Annotated in this window: 22 protein-coding genes and 1 pseudogene; 11 read left to right on the top strand and 12 right to left on the bottom strand. The window is 64.9% G+C overall.

Going from position 1 to position 19,755, the window contains the following annotated elements; translation table 11 throughout:
* Window positions 1-7 precede the first annotated feature (7 nt).
* Complete coding sequence (locus DC31_RS00885; RefSeq protein ID WP_036275901.1) at window positions 8-328, top strand: metal-sensitive transcriptional regulator; 321 nt, start codon at window positions 8-10, stop codon at window positions 326-328.
* A gap of 142 nt (window positions 329-470) precedes the next feature.
* On the opposite strand, the gene DC31_RS18335 is transcribed toward DC31_RS00885, so the two are convergent.
* Window positions 471-635 (bottom strand): hypothetical protein, encoded by a 165-nt coding sequence (locus DC31_RS18335; RefSeq protein WP_160173186.1) that lies wholly within the window; start codon window positions 633-635, stop codon window positions 471-473.
* Between the two features lie 495 nt (window positions 636-1,130).
* Between DC31_RS18335 and DC31_RS00880 the strand changes: the two genes are divergently transcribed.
* Complete coding sequence (locus tag DC31_RS00880) at window positions 1,131-1,412, top strand: thioredoxin family protein (protein ID WP_235201251.1); 282 nt, start codon at window positions 1,131-1,133, stop codon at window positions 1,410-1,412.
* A gap of 233 nt (window positions 1,413-1,645) precedes the next feature.
* Here the strand turns inward: DC31_RS00880 and DC31_RS00875 are convergent, their stop codons facing one another.
* On the bottom strand, window positions 1,646-1,987 hold the full coding sequence (locus DC31_RS00875; RefSeq protein ID WP_051606287.1) for an ArsR/SmtB family transcription factor: 342 nt from the start codon (window positions 1,985-1,987) through the stop codon (window positions 1,646-1,648).
* 83 nt (window positions 1,988-2,070) lie between these two features.
* Here DC31_RS00875 and DC31_RS00870 point away from each other — a divergent pair, with 83 nt between their 5' ends.
* The gene (locus tag DC31_RS00870) at window positions 2,071-3,378 is read left to right on the top strand and encodes an FAD-dependent oxidoreductase (RefSeq protein WP_152545299.1); all 1,308 of its coding nucleotides are present in this window, start codon (window positions 2,071-2,073) and stop codon (window positions 3,376-3,378) included.
* Window positions 3,379-3,431: 53 nt separating this feature from the next.
* Here DC31_RS00870 and DC31_RS00865 read toward each other — a convergent pair whose 3' ends face one another.
* Entirely contained in the window at window positions 3,432-3,833 is a 402-nt protein-coding gene (locus DC31_RS00865; RefSeq protein ID WP_200872840.1) for an arsenate-mycothiol transferase ArsC, read from the bottom strand.
* 126 nt (window positions 3,834-3,959) lie between these two features.
* On the opposite strand from DC31_RS00865, the gene trxB reads away from it, so the two are divergent.
* From trxB to DC31_RS00840, 5 genes are read left to right on the top strand one after another with little or no spacing between them, the layout of a single operon-like run.
* Window positions 3,960-4,937: a thioredoxin-disulfide reductase gene (trxB, locus tag DC31_RS00860; protein ID WP_036275897.1), complete on the top strand. Its 978-nt coding sequence runs from the start codon at window positions 3,960-3,962 to the stop codon at window positions 4,935-4,937.
* A complete protein-coding gene (gene trxA / locus DC31_RS00855) occupies window positions 4,934-5,260 on the top strand; it encodes a thioredoxin (protein ID WP_036275894.1) in 327 nt (108 codons plus the stop codon). Before trxB ends, trxA begins: the two co-directional genes overlap by 4 nt.
* Complete coding sequence (arsB, locus tag DC31_RS00850; protein ID WP_036275892.1) at window positions 5,257-6,366, top strand: ACR3 family arsenite efflux transporter; 1,110 nt, start codon at window positions 5,257-5,259, stop codon at window positions 6,364-6,366. The genes trxA and arsB overlap by 4 nt, the downstream gene beginning before the upstream one ends.
* Window positions 6,366-7,355, top strand: a complete 990-nt coding sequence (locus DC31_RS00845; protein ID WP_036275890.1) for a metalloregulator ArsR/SmtB family transcription factor — start codon at window positions 6,366-6,368, stop codon at window positions 7,353-7,355. The genes arsB and DC31_RS00845 overlap by 1 nt, the downstream gene beginning before the upstream one ends.
* Before the next feature lie 27 nt (window positions 7,356-7,382).
* Window positions 7,383-7,790: an arsenate reductase ArsC gene (locus DC31_RS00840; RefSeq protein ID WP_036275889.1), complete on the top strand. Its 408-nt coding sequence runs from the start codon at window positions 7,383-7,385 to the stop codon at window positions 7,788-7,790.
* A gap of 575 nt (window positions 7,791-8,365) precedes the next feature.
* Here the strand turns inward: DC31_RS00840 and DC31_RS00835 are convergent.
* Window positions 8,366-9,436: an alpha/beta hydrolase gene (locus DC31_RS00835; RefSeq protein WP_036275886.1), complete on the bottom strand. Its 1,071-nt coding sequence runs from the start codon at window positions 9,434-9,436 to the stop codon at window positions 8,366-8,368.
* 74 nt (window positions 9,437-9,510) lie between these two features.
* On the opposite strand from DC31_RS00835, the gene DC31_RS00830 reads away from it, so the two are divergent.
* Window positions 9,511-9,909, top strand: a complete 399-nt coding sequence (locus tag DC31_RS00830) for a hypothetical protein (protein ID WP_051606286.1) — start codon at window positions 9,511-9,513, stop codon at window positions 9,907-9,909.
* A gap of 9 nt (window positions 9,910-9,918) precedes the next feature.
* On the opposite strand, the gene DC31_RS00825 is transcribed toward DC31_RS00830, so the two are convergent.
* The 3 genes from DC31_RS00825 to DC31_RS00815 are packed head-to-tail and all read right to left on the bottom strand — an operon-like array spanning window position 9,919 to window position 13,147.
* Complete coding sequence (locus DC31_RS00825) at window positions 9,919-11,292, bottom strand: FAD-dependent oxidoreductase (RefSeq protein ID WP_036275883.1); 1,374 nt, start codon at window positions 11,290-11,292, stop codon at window positions 9,919-9,921.
* 37 nt (window positions 11,293-11,329) lie between these two features.
* A complete protein-coding gene (locus tag DC31_RS00820; protein WP_036275880.1) occupies window positions 11,330-12,391 on the bottom strand; it encodes a polyprenyl synthetase family protein in 1,062 nt (353 codons plus the stop codon).
* A 21-nt stretch (window positions 12,392-12,412) separates the two neighbouring features.
* Window positions 12,413-13,147 (bottom strand): class I SAM-dependent methyltransferase, encoded by a 735-nt coding sequence (locus DC31_RS00815; RefSeq protein ID WP_051606313.1) that lies wholly within the window; start codon window positions 13,145-13,147, stop codon window positions 12,413-12,415.
* A 143-nt stretch (window positions 13,148-13,290) separates the two neighbouring features.
* Between DC31_RS00815 and DC31_RS00810 the strand changes: the two genes are divergently transcribed.
* The gene (locus DC31_RS00810; RefSeq protein ID WP_036275879.1) at window positions 13,291-14,577 is read left to right on the top strand and encodes an isochorismate synthase; all 1,287 of its coding nucleotides are present in this window, start codon (window positions 13,291-13,293) and stop codon (window positions 14,575-14,577) included.
* On the opposite strand, the gene DC31_RS00805 is transcribed toward DC31_RS00810, so the two are convergent.
* The 5 genes and pseudogenes from DC31_RS00805 to DC31_RS20060 all read right to left on the bottom strand — a co-directional run.
* The gene (locus tag DC31_RS00805) at window positions 14,574-15,428 is read right to left on the bottom strand and encodes a PPK2 family polyphosphate kinase (protein ID WP_036275876.1); all 855 of its coding nucleotides are present in this window, start codon (window positions 15,426-15,428) and stop codon (window positions 14,574-14,576) included. The two genes, DC31_RS00810 and DC31_RS00805, sit on opposite strands and share 4 nt — an antisense overlap.
* A 39-nt stretch (window positions 15,429-15,467) precedes the next feature.
* A complete protein-coding gene (gene menD / locus DC31_RS00800; protein WP_036275874.1) occupies window positions 15,468-17,138 on the bottom strand; it encodes a 2-succinyl-5-enolpyruvyl-6-hydroxy-3-cyclohexene-1-carboxylic-acid synthase in 1,671 nt (556 codons plus the stop codon).
* Window positions 17,135-17,482 carry a PLD nuclease N-terminal domain-containing protein gene (locus tag DC31_RS00795; RefSeq protein ID WP_036275872.1) on the bottom strand — a complete coding sequence of 116 codons (348 nt, stop codon included), beginning with the start codon at window positions 17,480-17,482 and terminating at the stop codon, window positions 17,135-17,137. Before DC31_RS00795 ends, menD begins: the two co-directional genes overlap by 4 nt.
* Before the next feature lie 52 nt (window positions 17,483-17,534).
* Window positions 17,535-18,155 (bottom strand): MFS transporter, encoded by a 621-nt coding sequence (locus tag DC31_RS20065; RefSeq protein WP_327036781.1) that lies wholly within the window; start codon window positions 18,153-18,155, stop codon window positions 17,535-17,537.
* Between the two features lie 288 nt (window positions 18,156-18,443).
* Window positions 18,444-18,910: pseudogene (locus tag DC31_RS20060) on the bottom strand (MFS transporter); the annotation flags it as partial.
* A gap of 182 nt (window positions 18,911-19,092) precedes the next feature.
* On the opposite strand from DC31_RS20060, the gene DC31_RS00785 reads away from it, so the two are divergent.
* Window positions 19,093-19,734 (top strand): TetR/AcrR family transcriptional regulator, encoded by a 642-nt coding sequence (locus tag DC31_RS00785; protein ID WP_051606285.1) that lies wholly within the window; start codon window positions 19,093-19,095, stop codon window positions 19,732-19,734.
* Window positions 19,735-19,755 lie beyond the last annotated feature (21 nt).

The following is a 19,755-nucleotide window of genomic DNA, read 5'->3' as shown; positions in this document are numbered from 1 at the left end:
GATCCAGATGGCTGATACCACCGTCCCTACAACGTCCTGCAACCACACAGAGCACGGGTACATCACGGACAAAGCCCGCTACCTTGCTCGCCTCAAGCGCATCGACGGACAATCACGCGGCATCCACCGCATGGTCGAGGACGAGAAGTACTGCATTGACATCCTCACTCAGATCTCCGCACTGACCAGCGCCCTGCAGAGCGTTGCCGTCGGGCTCCTCGAAGACCACCTGCGCCACTGTGTGGCAGATGCAGCTCGCGCCGGCAGCGACATCGCCGAAGAGAAGGTCCGGGAAGCGTCTCAGGCGATCGCCCGCCTCGTTCGCTGACTCGCGGCAGATTCGAAAGTGCCCGGACCGGTGAAGCGCAAGCAGTTCGATTCCTCGTGCGCATGTACTCGCGCCAGCTGTGTCGGCCTGCATGCGACGCGTCACCGCCCCCGCTCGACCTCTTCTTCCAGCTCGTGTCGGTTTAGTCGGGTCGCGAGAACTGCCGGATGTCGACGAGCGCCGGCCGACGTGCAGGGTTCGTGTCGTCACTGAGCCACGTGACGACATCCGCCGTCGTCTCGTCGACGTTGGCACCGCCAATCCATACGGACTCGTCCGCGTCACTGTCGACCGGGATGATGACCACGGCATTCGAGTGCTCGCATGCGTCCAGGCACCGCGAAACCACTACTCGAGCTCACCCAGCTCAGCGACTTGACCGACGCCCTCGATGAGGCAACAGGCCGCTAACGCCGAGGGTCGAATCCCCCCGGCTCTCGCCGAATACGCCTGCCGAAAGATCGTTACGGCGCACGTTTCTGGAAACCGAATCCCGGATTCGTGAGCTAGATAGCCGAAAACGATCGTTTTCGGTGGACCTCCGGTGTGACCCTCGTGGCGCCACCTTCTGCGCGTCGGCGTCGGCGTCGGAATCGGTGGGCAGATCTGGGTCATCACCGCGGGAGCGACGCAATGGACAGAGGTCGGAACCATTCACGGGACCGCACAGGCCATCGCGATCACCAACGCCGGCGACATGCTCATCGTCGACGACAGTGGGATCACCCATGCACCCCCAAGATTGAGCACCGAATAAGGAGGATCCTGGAACCATGAAGATCGAACCGTTACACATCGCTGAATGCCCCAGCTGGATCGAAGCCGGGCGCGTGTTTCCGAAGCCCTACGAGAGACGGGCCACGAAGCAACAGAACTGCACTATCGACTCATCCGCTCTAAAAAAGACGCGGCAGAGGTTCCCTTCGCGGGATCCCCCACGATCACCCTGAACGGAGAAGACCTCTTCCCCGGTGCTGATACCAGCGTCGACTTAGCCTGCCGAATCTATGCAACCCTGGCGGGTCTCGCTGGTCTCCCGACGGTCGAGCAGATCCGAGAGGCCATCCTCACTCATCGCAACTGACTCCGACCAGGTGTGCACATGCTGCGGGCGATCGCTTCCCCGTAAGAAGCTGCGGTAGAGGCGAGGCCGCCGGCCAAGGTCAGGATCGTCATTGCGCCGCGACGACGCGCACCGTACCGGCAGGCGATGACCGTGAAAGCCGCTTGATAGAGCACGGATTCCCCAGCTGATGACCCGCCCTACGGAGAGCGCGGCCACACGCTCACCCGAGCGGGGCGGCGCCTCCACAGCGGTCATACCGAACGAAGTGCGTCAGCCGCCGCATCCAGCGCGCCGTCATTGAGAGCGAAGTACGCCCACTTACCCCGTTGCTCCCGCGTCACCAGACCGGCATCGGTGAGCAGCTTCATATGATGAGAGACCGTCCCTTGCGAAAGCCCCACCGGCTCTGTGAGATCACAGATGCATGCCTCACCGCCGGCGCCGGCCGCGATCAACGACAGCAGCCTGACGCGCGTGGGGTCCCCGAGTGCTTTGAACACGCGGGCGACACGTTCCGCGTCCTCTGCGGTGAGCGAAGATGTGATGCGCGGCACGCAGCAGGTGTTCGCTTCGATGGTGGTTGGCAAGCTCACGGGGCTAGTCTGACACGTATTGACATTCTTCGATAGATGCGGAACTCTTTTCATATCGAATAACTTCGATTTGAGGAGATGTGATGGATGAGCTTCCAGTTGTCGTGATCGGGGCGGGCCCGCAGGGGCTTGCCGCAGCAGCGCACCTTGCCGAACGCGGTGTGGACGTCGTTGTCCTCGAGCGTGGCGAGGGGCCCGCAGCAGCAGTTTCGGAATGGGGCCATGTACGGCTCTTCTCGGCCTGGCCGGAACTGACCGATGCGGCGGCACGACGTCTCCTCGAATCCACCGGCTGGAGTGCCCCAGCCTCGGGATACCCGACCGGCGCCGAATGGGTGAATGAATACCTCGCGCCGCTCGCCGACGTTCTGGGAGAGCAGGTGAGGTACGCCACGACAGTGACGGGCGTCTCTCGTCAGGGGCGTGACAAGGTCGTCGACGGTGGGCGCAAGAGTCAGCCCTTCATCGTGCACCTGGTCGACTCAGACGGGCATGAATCGCGCCTGGGCGCCCGGTCCGTCATTGATGCAAGCGGCACGTGGGGTCTTCCGAATCCGGCGGGCAGTGATGGATTCCCCGCGCTCGGCGAAGCAAGGGCCTCGGCTTCGATCTCGTACCGCATCCCTGACGACGTCTCCGAACTCGCCGGGTCGCATGTCGTCGTCGTGGGCGCCGGGCACTCCGCCACGCATGCCGTGCTGCGCCTGAGCGAACTGGCCAGGCGATCGCCCGGCACCCGCGTCACGTGGCTTCTGCGTCGCGGGAGCGCCATGAATGTCTTCGGTGGTGGGCTCGGCGATGAGCTCCCGGAACGCGCTGCGCTCGGCTCTCGCGCCCGCAGGATGATCGATGAGGGTCTGGTGAACCTGGTCACCGGATTCCGGGTCGCGGAAATCCGTCAAGAGGATGAGGCGTTGACGATCATCGCCGAGGACGGACGTGAGGTCGTGGGCGTCGCTCATGTGTTCGCCCTGACCGGGTTCCGGCCCGACACGGAGATGCTGCGCGAGCTGCGTATCAGCCTTGACCCCGCTCTCGATGCCGTCGCCGGGATCGCCGCGGAGATCGACCCGAACATCCACTCGTGCGGTTCGGTATCGGCAACAGGTGCCAGAGAGCTCGCGCAGCCCGAGCACGGGTTCTTCATCGTTGGGGTGAAGTCCTACGGGCGTGCACCGACGTTCCTTGCTCTGACGGGATACGAGCAGGTGCGCAGCGTTACGGCACATCTCGCTGGAGATCACGAAGCCGCCGCGCGCAAGGATCTCGTCCTGCCGGATACCGGCGTGTGTGGCGGGTCGGGTGACTTCGACGACAACGCGGGAAGTTGCTGTGCAGCCCCGGCTCCGGCCGTGGTGCAGATCGGGTTGCGTCCCATCCCGGTCGGCTAACCGCACATGCGAAAGGGTGAGGCCTCAGATCGAGGTCTCACCCTTTCGCGATCTCAGCCGACCAGGCGGGCAGCGAGTTGGCGGACCTTCTCGGCGACAGCGTCACGCAGTTCCCGCACGCCGTCGGCTTCCCAGTTCGACGGGTCAGGGAAGGACCATTCGACCAGCTCTCCGCCGACAGGACCAGGGAGCGGGAGTCCCGGCTTCATCAACACCACCACATCGGCGGACGCGAGATCCTCGACCGTGACAGCACGCGGACGTGCTGCGCTCGTGTCGATCCCGAGTTCCTGCAACGACTCAGCAATCACCGGATTGATCGTTTCTGCCGGGCTGATACCCGCGCTCGTCGCCACCAACTGCTCGGAGCCGACATGTGTGAGTAGATGGGCGCCCAGCTGCGAACGCCCCGCGTTGTGCTTGCATATGAACAGGACGGTCCTTGGCTGGGTCATCGTGATTCTGCTTTCTAGGCTGCAGCACGAGCGCTGCACTGGCAATGATCCGCTCGCCAGGTGACGGGCAGGTGAACTCTTTTCAGCATGATTGCATTCGGCATCGATGGATGTCAATATAGACGTATGTCGATTCAAGAGGTTGAGCTGGTCATCATCGGTTCCGGACCCGCCGGGTACACCGCCGCCGTCTACGCGGCTCGTGCGGGGCTCGAACCAGTGATGCTCGCAGGTTCCGTCACCGCGGGTGGCGCGTTGATGACGACGACCGAGGTGGAGAACTTCCCCGGATTCGTCGACGGTGTGCAGGGCCCCGAACTGATGGAGTCGATGCGTGCCCAGGCCGAGCGTTTCGGAGCACGCATCCTGCTCGACGACGCAGTCAGTGTCGACCTCGAGGGCCCGATCAAGGTCATCGAGACCGGTGCCGGAGAGACCTTCCGCGCTCGCGCCGTCATCCTCACGATGGGGTCCGCTTACCGCAAGCTCGGACTGCCCGAAGAAGAGCGGCTGACCGGCCACGGCCTGTCGTGGTGTGCGACGTGCGATGGGTTCTTCTTCCGCGAGCAGGAGATCGTCGTCGTCGGCGGTGGCGACTCCGCGATGGAGGAGGCACTGTTCCTGACGCGTTTCGCCTCGAAGGTCACTGTCGTGCACCGCCGCGAAGAGTTCCGCGCCTCGAAGATCATGGCGCAGCGGGTGCTGGATCACCCGAAGATCGACGTCGCGTGGAACAGTGAGGTCGCAGGCATCATCGGTGACGAGAAGGTGCACGCTGTCGCCCTCCGCGACACCGTCACCGGAGCAGAACGCGAGCTTTCGGCAACCGGCGTCTTCGTGGCTATCGGCCATGACCCGCGCTCCGAACTGGTCATTGGGATCATCGACACGGATGCCAACGGATATGTGCTCGTCGAACATCCTTCCACCCGCACGAACCTTCCCGGAGTGTTCGCGGCTGGCGACCTGGTCGACCACACCTACCGTCAGGCCATCACCGCTGCGGGCACCGGATGCGCCGCCGCGCAGGACGCCCAGCACTACCTGTCCGCTCTCGACGAGAGCACCACGTTCGAACTCGAAACCGAGGAAGTGTTCGCATGAGCGCCCCCACACCCGTCACCGACGCCACATTCCAGACCGAGGTCCTCGATGCGGATCTCCCCGTCGTCGTCGACATCTGGGCCACCTGGTGCGGACCCTGCAAGCAGATCGCACCGCTGCTGGATCAGCTCGCCACCGAATACGACGGCCGGATCAAGATCGTCAAGCTCGACGCCGACCAGAACCCGGAGACAGTAGTGGCCGCCGGTGTCACCTCGATCCCCACCCTGGGTTTCTACAAGAACGGTGTCCGCACCGACATCCTCATCGGCGCGCACCCGAAGCCTGTTATCGCCGAGAAGATGGAGGCGCTGCTCGCATGAGTGCTGCAACCGTTCCCGCACCGACGTCAACGACGCGCCGCCTGTCCACCCTGGACCGCTGGCTGCCGCTGTGGATCGGGCTCGCCATGGTCGCCGGCATCCTCCTCGGACGCTTCGTCCCCGGCGTATCGCCACTGCTCGCAAGCCTCGAAGTGGGCGGGATCTCGATCCCCATCGCCCTCGGCCTGCTGGTGATGATGTACCCAGTCCTCGCGAAGGTCCGCTACGACAAGGTCGCAGCGGTCACCGGCGACAAGAAGCTGCTCATCTCCTCGCTCGTGCTGAACTGGCTGATCGGCCCCGCGCTGATGTTCGCCCTGGCCTGGATGTTCCTCCCCGATCTGCCCGAATACCGTACCGGCCTCATCATCGTCGGGCTCGCCCGATGCATCGCGATGGTCGTCATCTGGAACGACCTCGCCTGCGGTGACCGCGAAGCCGCCGCCGTACTCGTGGCGATCAACTCGGTGTTCCAGGTCGTGGCCTTCTCGCTGCTCGGCTGGTTCTACCTCACCATCCTCCCTGGATGGCTGGGGCTGGACACCCAGGGGTTGGACTTCTCGGTCGGAGCGATCGCGCTGAATGTGCTGATCTTCCTCGGCATCCCATTGCTGGCCGGATTCGCATCCCGGTTCATCGGCGAACGCCGCAAGGGCCGCGACTGGTATGAAGAGAAGTTCCTGCCGAAGATCGGCCCGTGGGCCCTCTACGGGCTGCTGTTCACCATCGTGCTGCTGTTCGCCCTACAGGGTGAACAGGTCACCTCTCGGCCCCTCGACGTCGCGCGGATCGCACTCCCGCTGCTGGTGTACTTCGCCCTGATGTGGTTCATCGGACTCTTCACCGGCAAAGCCCTCGGCCTCGGCTATGCCCGCTCATCGACGTTGGCGTTCACCGCCGCCGGCAACAACTTCGAACTCGCGATTGCCGTGGCCATCGGCACGTTCGGGGCGACGTCCGGCCAGGCACTCGCAGGCGTCGTCGGCCCGCTCATCGAGGTGCCCGTCCTCGTCGGGCTCGTCTACGTGTCGCTCTGGGCAGCACGCAAGTGGTTCCACACTGACCCATACACCGCAGCTCCATACACCGAGGTAAGGACGCCATGATGAATGTCACTTTGACCGCTGAAGATACCTGCAGTCCGGTCGCCTCGCACGCGATCGGGCAGGACGCGGCGTCATCCGTCGCAGCCACATTGAAGGCGCTCTCTGACCCCCTGCGCCTGCGGATGTTGTCCGCGATCGCCTCCGACCCGCGCGGGGAATCCTGCGTCTGCGACCTCGCTGAGCTCGCCGAAGTGTCACAGCCGACCGTGTCGCACCACCTCAAGGTACTCAAAGACGTCGACGTGCTGACCTCTGAGCGACGCGGCACTTGGGTCTGGTACAAGATCAACCCGAACCGCCGTCGTGCCGTCACCACGCTGCTGGATTCATTCGCGCCCGCTACCGTTGCACCCTGGACAGAAGACGCGGCCGCAGAGGCGCGCCGACCAGACTTCGACGCCCGTGTCACTCATCTCGCCGACGAGCTGGCCGCAGAGATCCCGGAGCTTGACTCAGCAACCGTCCTCACCATCGTCCGAGAGTCATACACAGCCCTCGCTCGCACCGCCAGGGTGACCTCGGCCCTGATCCCGCTCACGGAGCGGTTTGCCAGGCAACGGCTGAGCGACCTCACCCGCGACCGCGACACGGCAGTCCCGCAGGTGCTGTTCGTCTGTGTGGCGAACGCCGGCCGCTCGCAGCTCGCTGCCGCATTGGTCAATCAGCTCGCGGGCGGCAAGATCATCGCCCGCTCGGCCGGCTCCAGCCCCGCAGATGTCATCCACCCGCACGTGCGATCACTGCTCGCCGAGATCGAAGGCGACGGCGCCGCCGAGCGGTTCCCGAAACCTCTGACCGACGATGCCGTCAGGGCCGCGGATGTCGTCATCACCATGGGCTGCGGCGACGTCTGCCCGATCATTCCCGGCGTCCGCTACGAGGACTGGTCCGTCGGAGACCCTGCCCTCGCTTCCCGCGAAGGCGTCGAAGCGATCCGCGATGACATCACCGGCCGCGTGCGCACCCTCGTCGACAACCTTCTCAACTGACCACTTTCTCAAAAACCTGGAGTCAATATGACCGACACCACCGCAAAGCCCTCCGTCCTGTTCGTCTGCGTCCACAACGCCGGTCGCTCCCAGATGGCCGCCGGATTCCTCCGGGACATCGCCGGTGACCGCATCGAGGTGCGCTCCGCCGGATCCATGCCCGCTGACCAGATCAACCCCATCGCCGTCGACGCCATGGCCGAGCTCGGCATCGACATCACCGCCGAAGCCCCGAAGGTACTCACCACCGAAGCGGTGCAGGCCTCTGACGTCGTCATCACGATGGGCTGCGGCGACGCCTGCCCGTTCTTCCCCGGGAAGCGCTACGAGGACTGGGAGCTCGACGACCCGGCAGGTCAGGGAATCGACTCGGTCCGCCCCATCCGCGACGACATCCGTGCACGCATCGAGCAACTGGTAAGCGAACTCGTCTGACGCACCAGGCATGCTGGTGACGTTCTCATACGACTGCCTACCTGTGGGTGTCCGGATAGCCGCTTACGCCCTCAACGCCCGTTACGATCACGCACCCGAAACGGCTCCTGCCTCGAGTTTCACCCTCGCTCCGACAATCGGCTGATCACGCGGCGAGGGGACGACGCAGTGCCCGAGTGAGCGGTTGCTAAGCGGAGCTCGCAGCGCAGCGGAGAGCGGAGTCTGCAAATAGCGAACGGCAGGAACGGAGTCGTTTCCTCGCCGCTACACTCTCGCCGTCGGAGGGAGGTGAGCGGCGCTCAACGCCTTCTACGCCTGCGCGCTCGCGACAATCCGACCGACGGAAACGGCCGTCACGATCAGTGGCACCCGAGACACCTTCACCGACATAGGGGCGAGCGCCTACCGCCGAATGGCGCCGGCATCCCCCTGCGGCAGTCCGCAGCCAGTCCGCAAAAAGTCCGCAGAATTCTCCGCGCACGCCTTTCAGGCCCGTCCCACGACAACCAGAAATCCGCGTAATTCCGCGGATTTCACCTGCGGGCAACCACCGGCAAACACCCCGATGCAGTCCATCAACTACCGGTAGAGCTCGCTGCCCACCCGGTGACCCAGCGCTCCAGCCGCGCGTATGCATCGTCACGTGCATCCTTGCGCGACAGGAACACGTCATGCAACGCACCATCGACGCGTTCAATCGTGACGGATGACCCGAGCTTGAGGGCACGTTCGGCGATGTCGTCGACGACGAGCACGGTGTCTGCGGCGACGAGTTCATCAGACCATCGCGTCGGAGCCACCGAACGCGCGGAGAGCAGCACGCACACCGGCACGGGTATCTTCAAGCCTCCGGCGACGACTCGATGACCATTGAGGATCGCGTGCAGCCATCCGGCATGCACGGACATAGACGGCACAGGGCGCCACGCGTGGTTGATCTCGACCACATCATCTGCGACAGCGGCCTCGGTCTGCGCACGCGCGTAGAACCCCAGATCGATCTGCGGCGCGACCTCCATCGGGCGCAGCCGCGCCTGCAGTTCGACGACCGGTGCGATCGCCGCGCGCAACGCTGCGAGTTGGAGCTCAAGCCAGGGAGAGTTCAGGATGACCGCGTCCGCAACGTTCGGATGCCGTGACGCCCAGAGACTGAGCACCAGCCCGCCTGTCGAGTGCCCGAGAAGCACGAGTCGGCGGGCGGATGCCGCGGCATCAGCCCCTCGTTCCTTCGAAGAATGGCCCATCTCGTGGAGAGCCGCCTCGATGTCTTCGTCGTAGGTCGTGAGGTTGGCGATGTAACCGGGAGTTTGTCCGTCTCGCAGGCTTCGGCCGTACTTGCGCAGGTCAAGGGCGAAGAAGCGCGCTCCGCGCGAAGTCCAGAACCTGGCGAGACGCTTCTGGAAGAAATAGTCCGACCATCCGTGCACGTAGAGCACGTCGACACCGTCCAACAACGGCGTCTCGGGCTCGACAGCTCGTCCCTGAAGGCGAGCAACAAATCGCTTCCAGGCCGAGGGCTGAGGTGCGCCCGGCCCCGGCAGCGCGCGCACCAGCGTCGCGACGACATCGCCCTCGGCATCCGTTCCGAGCGGCAGAGTGAGCTGCTCAAACTCGTCCCCGAGAACGTCAGGAAGCCAATCAGTCATGCCCCCATGCTATTGAGTACTGCAGCGCCCTGCCCGCTCCCCTATGCTGAGCGCAACATCAGTCGGAGGTTCTTATGACACGCCCGCACCGTTCTCCCGCGATCCGTACCACCGCGGCGCTCCTCGCTATCGGCGCCGCTCTCACGTTCGTCGGCTGCGCCAAGGACTCCCCAGAGGACAACGCGTTGCCGCCGGTGATCGTCGACATCACGAAGATCGACGGGTCGACCGTTCAGGTGGCCGAGGGCAACGTCGTTGATTTCACCGGGGACGATAAAACGTTCACCGATTGGACAGCCAAGATCCAAGACCCCGAGATCGTCGAGTTCACTCCCGGCAAGGATGACGGCAGTGCGCAGTTCAATCCCGGTCTGGACGCGCTGAGCGTCGGCGAGACCGAAGTGACACTCGACAATTCGACGAGTGGCGATTCCGTCACTTTCACGGTCGAGGTCACCGAGCCCGTCGACTGAGAAGAAGCGCTACTCGGCGCGCGAGACTCGCAACATTTCGTCGCGCGGAACGACCTTGATGCGCGCGCGCTCGCGCGGTGCACCCAGCGCTACCTCGTGCTCGTCGAGGCGGTGCCAGCCTTCAAGATCGGTCCAGGCCACTCCCCGAGACTCGAGAAGTGCAGGAACCGCCCCCTCGGATGGGTCTTCCGGATGCCACCACGACCCCTGGTCGTTGACCAGATGCTGCACGGTTTCCATGGCGTCGGACTTGGTGTGGCCGATGAGGCCGACTGGTCCCCGCTTGATCCAGCCGGTGGCGTACACGCCAGACACCCGCTGGTTGGAGTCCTTGGCGATCACCTGACCCTCGTGGTTCGGGATCACTCCGTGCTTCTTATCGAAGGGCACGTCCTTCAGTGGTGAGCCGAAGTAGCCGACCGCCCGGTAAAGCTGACCGATCTCGACTTCACGCATTTCACCCGTGCCCTCGAGTCCGCCGGAGCCGTCTGGACGCGTGCGCTCGTAGACGAGCGCTGCGACCTTGCCATCGGCATCCTTTCTCACCTCGACGGGCTTTGCCCAGAAGTGCAGGTGCAGGCGACGGGATGCTTCGCCCCCCGCGTTGTTCACGCTCGGGCGAGTACGCCACTGCTGCAGGATGCGGTCGATGACCTTGACCTGCTTGTTGCTGGCCACCGCAGCCAGCGACGCCTCGTCGTAGTCAAAGTCTTCGTCGTAGACGACCATGTCGACGTCGCGCAACTCGCCGAGTTCGCGCAGCTCGAGTGGGGTGAACTTCACCTGCGCGGGGCCGCGACGGCCGAACACGTGCACATCGGTAATCTTCGATGCCTCAAGCAGCGCGTGCACGTTGTCGGGAATCTCGGTCGGCAGCAGGTCTTCAGCGTGCTTGGCCAGCATGCGCGCCGCGTCGAGTGCGACGTTGCCGTTGCCGAGAACTGCGACGGATGCGGCATCCAGGGGCCACTCGCGCGGCACATCGGGATGCCCGTCGAACCAGCTGACGAAGTCGGCCGCCCCGAACGATCCCTCGGCGTCGATCCCCGGGATATCGAGGTGGGTGTCGCGGATCGCGCCGGTAGCGAAAATCACGGCGTTGTAGTGCTTCTTCAGGTCTTCCAGCGTGATGTCCTCGCCGAAGCGGACGTTGCCAAACAGGCGAATATCGCCACGGTCGAGCACGTCGCGCAGAGCGTTAATGACGCCCTTGATGCGCGGGTGATCGGGGGCCACTCCATAGCGAACGAGCCCGTATGGAGCGGGAAGCTGCTCAAACAGATCGATGGAGACGTCGAAAGAGCGTTCTGTTTTCAACAGAATGTCGGCGGCGTAGATACCAGCGGGGCCTGCCCCGACGATGGCCAGGCGAAGCTTGGTCATGAGTGTCCTTTCGGATGCTGCGGTGATCGAAGAATGATCAGCTGCTGCGGTCTACAAGAGATTCTGCGAAGCGGGTCAGCGCCTCGCGCACCGTGCCCTTAGGCAGTGGGGCGAGTGCGTCGATGGCGTCGCGCGTCCAGGTGCGGGCGAGTTCGAGCGTGTTCTGGGTGACGATGTGATCTCGCAGCTCTGTCAAAGGCAGATCGAGGATCGTCGGATCTTCGCCATCCGCGATGCGAGTCACGCCGTCGTCAATTCGTGCGGCGAGTTCTGCCGCGGCGGCATCTGGTTCTGCCTTGAGCAGCAAGTACGGCATCGTCGGTACGCCAGCACGGAGGTCGGTGCCGGGCACCTTTCCGGTCTCTTCCGGCTTGGCAGACAGATCGATCACGTCGTCCAGCAGCTGGAAGGCGACGCCGACCTTCTCGCCGTACACGCGCAGTGGCTCGACGTACTCGGCCGGAGCGTTAGAGAAGATCGCACCACCCTGCGTGGCCGCCGCGATCAACGAACCGGTTTTGTCGGCAAGTACCTGGATGTAGAACTCGATGGGGTCATCGCCCGGTTGCACGCCGACGGTCTCGTGCAGCTGACCCATCACGAGCCGCTCGAAGGTGTCTGCCTGCAACCGGATTGCGCGCTCGCCGTAGCGAGCCATCAGCTGGCTCGCACGGGAGAAGAGGATGTCGCCGGTGAGGATGGCGACGTTGTTGCCCCACACCGCGTGGGCGGCGGGGACGCCGCGGCGGCGGTCAGCACCATCCATGACGTCATCGTGGTACAGCGAGCCGAGGTGGGTCATCTCAAGCGCCTTGGCGATGTCGATGACCGCGGCGATATTGCCCTCACCGAGCTGAGCGGTCAGCAGCGTCAGCACCGGGCGGACGCGCTTGCCGCCTGCTTCGTAGAGGTAGCGGCTCGCGGCATCCGCAATGGAGTCGGCGACGCGAAGATCTTCGGCAAGGCCGCTCTCAACGAGCTCGAGGCCGTCCTCGATCTCGCGGGCCATCCGCCGGGCGGCCGGTCCGATGAAAACGCGGTCGCTGAAGCCGAGACGGCTCGCGAGGCGCGAACCCGGGGCGGCAGGGCTCGAAGTCACGGGTTCCACCCTACCTGTGGCTCACGGTTGCTTCGTCGCGGGCTTGGAGGCGCGCCGGATCGCAGGCTTGGCTACTGGCTTCTTGGTCAGAGGCTTGTTAGCGGGCTTGGTCGCGCGGTGCAGCGCGACGATGCCGAAGGAGAGGTTGCGGTAAGCGACGTTGGTCCAGCCGGCCTCGCGGATCCAGTTCGAGAGCTGCTTCTGATCTGGCCAATCCTTGATCGACTCGTTCAGGTAGTCGTAGGCCTCACCGTTCGAACCGGCAACGCGCGCGACCCGCGGAAGCACCTGCGCGTTGTAGAAGCGGTAGAGCCCACGAAACGCCTTGCCTGGTGGGGTGGAGAACTCGTTGATGACAAGTCGCCCGCCGGGCTTTGTGACGCGGAACAGTTCAGCGAGCGCCTTCTTCGGCTGCTGCACGTTGCGCAAGCCATATGACATCGTCACGGCATCGAACTCGTTGTCGGCAAAGGGCAGATTCGTGGCATCCGCCTCGACGAAGCTGAGGTTCTTCAGGTGTCCGTGCCGACGCTTGCCCTCGGCGAGCATCCCTGGCGAAAAGTCGGCGGCGACGACATCCGCCCCGCTGCCCGCGAGGGACGCCGAGGAAGATGCGGTGCCCGCTGCCAGATCGAGGATGCGCTCGCCACGCTTCGGGGACACTGCGCGGGTGGTCGCTGCCCGCCAGAACGCATCATTGCCGAAGGTCATGACGGTGTTGGTGCGGTCGTATCCTGCGGCGACCTGGTCGAACATCCCGCTGACGCGCCGGGGGTCCTTGCCGAGGTCGGCGCGATTGTGCGAAGTCACTCCGTAAGTCTACGCGCGAGCCCGAGCACCTCGAGGCGGTCAAGCCACGGCGCGACTGCGGGCAGCGCCGCGCAACCTAAACTTGAGAGGTGAGCATCAGGCTGGTTGTGCAGACGCGTGAGATCGATCCCGTCGAAGACCTTCTGGCCTATGCGCACCCCTCAACTCCTCTGGCGTGGCTCCGTCGCGGCGACGGGATCGTCGCGGTCGGCGACGAGATGCCCGCGTTCATTCGGGTGCCTGCCGGCACTGCCCCGATGCGCAGCAGGCTCATCGCCGATTCGTGGCGCGAACTCGCCGCAGCAGCCCAAGTCGACGACCCGGTCGGTCTCCCCGGCACCGGCCTCGTCGGATTCGGCGCGCTCACGTTCGACGAAGATTCTGCGGCCGACAGCGTCTTGATCGTGCCGTCGATCATCCTCGGCAAGCACCGGGGCCGCGGCTGGATCACCCGCATCGCGACCTCGGGCGATGACCTCGCCCAGGACCTTCCGGATGCCACGCTTGAATCATGTGCGTACGGGCCGCACTGGGCGGGCACTCTCGGGCCTGGGGCTCAGACCCCGGAGGGGTACCAGGACTCCGTACGCGCAGCACTCGGCCGCATCAGTGCGGGCGAAGTAAGCAAGGTGGTGCTCGCCCGTGATCTCGCCGGAACAATTCCGGCTGGCTCTGACCTACGTCGTCTCGTGCGGGCACTGTCGACCGGCTACCCGGACACCTGGGCGTTCGCGGTTGACGGGTTGATCGGCGCGAGTCCCGAGACGCTCGTGACCGTGCAGGGCGGCACGATGACCGCGCGTGTACTCGCCGGAACGATCGGCCGCGGCGCGGATGCCGACGAAGACACCGCAGCGTCGGCGCATCTCGCGTCCAGCACCAAGGATCTTGATGAGCATGAGTATGCGGTACAGAGCGTCCTTACCGCGCTCCGTCCGCACACGCGCGCGCTGGCTGCCAGTGAGCAGCCCTTCCTGCTCAAGCTGCCGAATCTGTTCCATCTCGCCACCGACGTCGAGGGTGAATTGTCGGACGGCGGATCGTCACTCGACCTCATCGGCACGCTTCATCCGACCGCAGCCGTCGCTGGCACGCCGACATCCGCCGCAATCGCGGCGATCCGCGAGCTCGAGCCGTTCGACCGCGGCCGCTATGCCGGTCCGGTGGGCTGGGTCGACGGCAATGGCAACGGCGAATGGGCGATCGCGCTGCGCTGCGCTCAGTTCGAAGTCGGGACGATGCGCGCCGGCGCAGGCGCCGACTCAATCGGAGTCACCGCATACGCTGGCGCGGGCATTGTCGCCGCAAGCGATCCCGAGACCGAGTTGCTCGAAACCCGGGTGAAGTTCCGCCCGCTGGTCGACGCGCTGGCCTAGCTCGCGGCGAGGCGTTTCTTCTCGGCCTTGACGTCGAAGTCGGCGTCTGGCCACTGCGGATCGATGTCTTCCAACGCACCCAGCAGCAGTTCCTGCACCGCGAGCCGCGCGTACCATTTCCGGTCCGCCGGCACGACATGCCACGGCGCGACCTCGGTGGAGGTCCGCTCGAAGACCGTTTGATACGCGGCCATGTACTCCGGCCACAGCAGCCGCTCATCGACATCGCCCGGGTTGTACTTCCAGTACTTGTCAGGGCGGTCGAGGCGCTCCATCAGACGCTCTCGCTGCTCGTCCGAGGAGATGTGCAGCATGACCTTGATGATGCGAGTGCCGGATGCCGCAACCTTCGCCTCGAATTCGTTGATCGCATCGTAGCGACGTTCGATCTCTTCTGCCGAGGCCAGTGAGCGCACTTTACCGATCAGGACATCCTCGTAGTGTGATCGGTCGAAGACGCCGATGAATCCCGGTTCGGGGAGGCGCTTTTCGATACGCCACAGGAAGTCGTGGGCACGTTCCGCCTTGCTCGGTGCCTTGAATGCGGTCAGCAGGATCCCCTGCGGGTCCACCCCACCAACGACATGGCGGACAATGCCACCCTTGCCCGCAGAGTCCATCGCCTGCAGCACCAGCAGCACGGCATCCTTTGCCTCGCCAGCCCTGCTTTCTGCGTACAGCCGTTCCTGCAGTTCGCTCATCGAGTCCAGGCCGCCCGCGAGATCTACTTTCCCGCTGGCCTTGTCACCGTCGTACCCGGGATGACTGTCAGGATCCACATCCGCAAGGCGGAATCCCTCCCCCACGCGCAGAATGTCGGATACGTCGTCGGTCCAGCCTCGCTTGCTCATTCACCCATCCTGCCCGCAGGGGGACCGAAAACGCGAGCGTCAGCGCTCTAAAGGCACCTCGATGACCTGGCGACCACCGGTCGTCGTCGTCAGCGCCTGGTCAAGCGCCGCGCGCGTCGTGATCCGCTGGTACTCCCAGCCGTAGGCGAGCGCGAGGTGCTCAAGCTGCGCAGTGTGGGGCGTGTAGAAGGCGCGATCGAGATCTTCGCGCGGCGCGGAGCTCGCCACCTCGAGCGAATCGAAGATCGTTCCGCCACCGTCGTTTCCGACGATGACCTGCAGCCGCGGCGCCTGCTCATCCGGCGGCAGTAACAGCGCGCCGACGTCGTGCAAGAAGGCCAAATCCCCCAGCAACACACGCGTGACACCGGCTGCGCCATCCGCCTGGCTGCCGATGGCGATACCCGTTGCGGTCGCGATCGTGCCGTCGATTCCGGCGAGCCCGCGGTTCGCATGGACGGGCACTTTCTTGCCGCCGAGCACAGCATCGGCGACGCGAACCAGCCGGGACGATCCGAACATGAGTCGGTCGTGCGGCCAGGTCGCCCGCCACACCGCGTCGACGAGGAGCTCTCGATCGAGCGGACGGCGTACTGCCTCAAGCTCTGCACGCACCGCGTCACGGCGGACTGCGAAGTTAGTGGAAAGCAGACCCACCTGGTCTGGCGCGTTCTCGCTGAGATCGACCACGCGTGCGGCGGATGCTTCCAGCCACGCGCCGAGCCAAGAAGGGTCAGCGTCGCCGGACGCGACCGTGACCGATGCCACTGCCTGGGTGCGTCCGTTCAAGTTGAGCGCTTCTCCCCCGGCGCGGACGGCGATGACCTCGATTTCGTCGCGGCGCAACAGCGCGGTCACCTCACGGCTGAGTGTCGGATGCCCGAGCACCACAGCGCGCTCGATGCGCCCGCCGAGCGCGTCTTCGCGCAGAAGTTCGCGATAGCCGTGCACGACGTAACGGCCGAACCGCGCGCCACTGACGATCTCTGCGATCAGAGGCCACGTGCCCGCGAACGAGATCTCCTCGGCAGCGTGACCAGCGCCGGCGCCGGCGATCACGACGGTGCGCGGGCCACGTTCGAGGATGAAAGGCTCGGCGGGTGCCAGAGCGGGCGCAACCCCGGGCGCCGCCGTGAAATCATCAGGCAAAGCGCCAGAGAGAGGCTCACGCGCCGGCAGGTTCAGGTGCACCGGGCCAGCTATTGCGGGCAAGCCCGAGGGCACAGCATCCGCCCCCATCGCCGCGGCGACCGCGAGGGCTGCGAGGCCATCCCAATCGCCATCACCCGGTACTGGCGCATCGAGCGACAGCCGCACCCAGGGATCAAAGAGTCCGGGCTGCGTGGTCGCCTGGTTGGCGCCGATTCCGCGCAGCTCGGGCGGCCGGTCTGCGGTCAGCAGAAGAAGCGGAACGCCCGAGTGAAAAGCTTCCATCGCAGCGGGAAGAAGGTTTGCGGCGGCGGTGCCTGAGGTGCAGATGACGGCGGCCGGGACGCGCTTTTCGCGGGCGAGGCCGAGGGCGGTGAAGCCAGCAACGCGTTCATCGATGCGCACGTGAAGGCGCAACGACCCCTCGCGGGCGAGGTGGGTGGCGGCGAGCGCGAGAGCCTGCGAACGCGACCCGGGGGAGATCACGACGTCAGTGACGCCGTTCTCGACGAGCTGGGCGAGGAGGGACGCCGCAGCATCCGAGGCTCGCGACGTCGTCATGAACGCGGATCCGGTGCGGGGCCGTCCGTCTCGTCGTCCAGTCGGGCAAGCTCTTCTTCCAGCTGGCGGATGCGGGCATCCTGCTCGGTCTTGCCCAGGCTGCGCAGGAACTCGGGGTCATCGTCCGGAGCAACAAGACGCATGCCCCCCTGGTCGCTGCGACGTCGCCGACCCAGCGCAAACCAGAGGATGCCACCGAGCACGGGAATCAGCACGACAATCGCAATCCAGGCCCCCTTGGGCACACCACGGTGCCGCGTCGCCGGCTGCACAGCGCAGTCGACGATGCTGAAGACCCAGAAGATGAGGGCTAGGAAGCCCCCGACGATCAGTACTCTTGCCACGTCTTCAGTCTAGGCGGGTTGTCCGGGCCGAGATCCGACCCGGACTTGCCGCTCAGGCACGGACGAGATCGGTGGGTTCGGATGCTGGCACTTCCGGCAGCGATCCTGCCTCGTCACCTGCATCCGATAGTGGCGCCGTCGGCGCAGAACGACCAGCCGGTAGCCACAGCCCGACGACTGCCGCCGCGAACAGAACCGCTGCACCAACCAATACCGCCGGACGTGCGGCGTCGACGTACAGATTGGGGAGCAGTTCGCCACCGCCGCTCACGAAGATCGCAGTCATGACGGCGGTACCCAGAGCAATTCCGATCTCTCGCACGGTCGAGTTCACCCCGGAGGCCTTGGCATGATCGGCCACTCCGAGCGATGCGAGCAGTGCTGTTGCGGATGGCGCAAACACCAGCCCCATGCCGACACCAGCCATGATGAATGGCACGATCAGCGTCACATACGGGGTCGTCTCAGACAGAATGAGCGCTATCCACAGCAGCGCCGCCCCCTGTAGCGCGAGCCCGGTGACCATGATGATTCGTGTACCGACCCGCGGCGCGAAGACGCCAGCGAGCGGGGCGATGATCATCGGGGCGAGCGTCCACGGCGTAGTCTGCAACGCTGCCTCCAGCGGCGACGAACCCTGGACGACCTGCAGGTACTGGATCAGGATGAACACGGCACCGAAGGTGCCAAAGCTGAAGGCGAAACCAACAACGTTCGTGACAGAGAACGAACGGTCTGAGAACAAGCGCAACGGGATGAGCGGCGCACGCGTGCGGCGTTGCCAAAGCAGGAATCCGACGAGAAGCGCAACGCCTGCGGCGAGTTCGACAACCACCCCGAGGGACGTCCATCCATCGTCATTTCCGCGGACGATGCCGTGCACGAGCGCGAGCACGCTTGCGGCTGCGAGCACGGCGCCAACGAGATCAATGCGCGCCTTCGCTCCAAAGTCGTTGTTCAGGACGAAGAGCGCGAGCGGGATGGCGATGATCGCAACGGGAACGTTGAGCCAGAAGATCGCCTGCCAGTTCCAGCCTTCCATGACGGCTCCTCCCACGAGCGGGCCGACTGCGACGCCAAGCCCAGAGACTCCGCCCCAGATGCCGATTGCCAGCGGCCTGCGCTCTGGCGCCACGCCTCCGGCAAGAAGGGCGAGTGAGAGCGGGAGCACCCCGGCACCTCCGAAGCCTGAAGCGCGCGGGCGGCAATGAGCTGGGATGGATCAGAACTGAGCGCCGCAGCGACAGATCCGACTGCGAACAGTGCGATGCCGATCAAGAAGACCGTGCGGCGACCGAATCGATCGCCGAGAGCGGACGCGACGAGAATCATGCTCGCGAACGCCAACGTGTAGGCGTTGACGAACCACTGCAACTGTTCGACGCTCGCACCGAGTTCTCTGTGCAGCACGGGGAGGGCGTTGGTCATGACGAGGTTGTCCAGCGCCGCCATGAAAGTGGGCAGTGCGGCTGCGGCGATGATCAGACCGAAGGGGCGACGACGCGTGAGAGACGCGTGAGTGGTCATGATTGCTTCTTTCATCTCTGGTTGTAATCAGATGATTACTACGACACGACCGACTGTAGTAATCGACTGATAACATGTCAAGCATGAGTTCACGCAGTGTCGAAGATGTCAACGCAGACAGCACGACCACCCCACGCCGCCTGTCATCAGACGAGCGGCGCGAGCAGATCCTGCTCGCGGCCATCGCCGTCTTCGGCGCCCGCGGGTACGTCGGCACCACGACTGATGAGGTCGCCCGAGCTGCGGGAGTCAGCCAGCCTTACGTCGTGCGCCTGTTCGGCTCGAAGGAGAACCTCTTCCTCGGGGCCATGGACGAGGCGCTCGACCGCCTGATGACCTCGTTCCGCGCCGCTATTGCCGTCGATGACAGCGATCGAACGGCAAAGCAGAGCATCGGCGATGCATACGTCGAGCTGCTCAGCATCCGCGGTCTCCATCAGACACTCGCGCACAGCTACCTGCTGGGCGGACACCCCGTCATCGGTCCGGCCGCGCGAGCGGGTTTCACAATGGTCTGGCGTTTCTTTCGCGAAGAGGCTGGCCTCGACGCGGAACAGGCCAGAATGTTCTTGGCCGAGGGCATGCTCATCAGCACAATGATCGGGCTCCGCCTTGTCGACGACTACGGCACGGAACCCGAGGTCGACGAGCTGTTCCTGGCGTGCTTCCCCTCAGAGTTGCGCCAAGTTCTCGATCTCGTCCCACGCGGCAAAGAGCCCTGGTAAACACGCAGCGACCTTCTGCAC

This window comes from Microbacterium sp. CH12i, assembly GCF_000685355.1.
Taxonomy (GTDB): domain Bacteria; phylum Actinomycetota; class Actinomycetes; order Actinomycetales; family Microbacteriaceae; genus Microbacterium.
The sequence above is the reverse complement of the archived record's forward strand: the minus strand, read 5'-3'. Positions and strand labels throughout refer to the sequence as shown.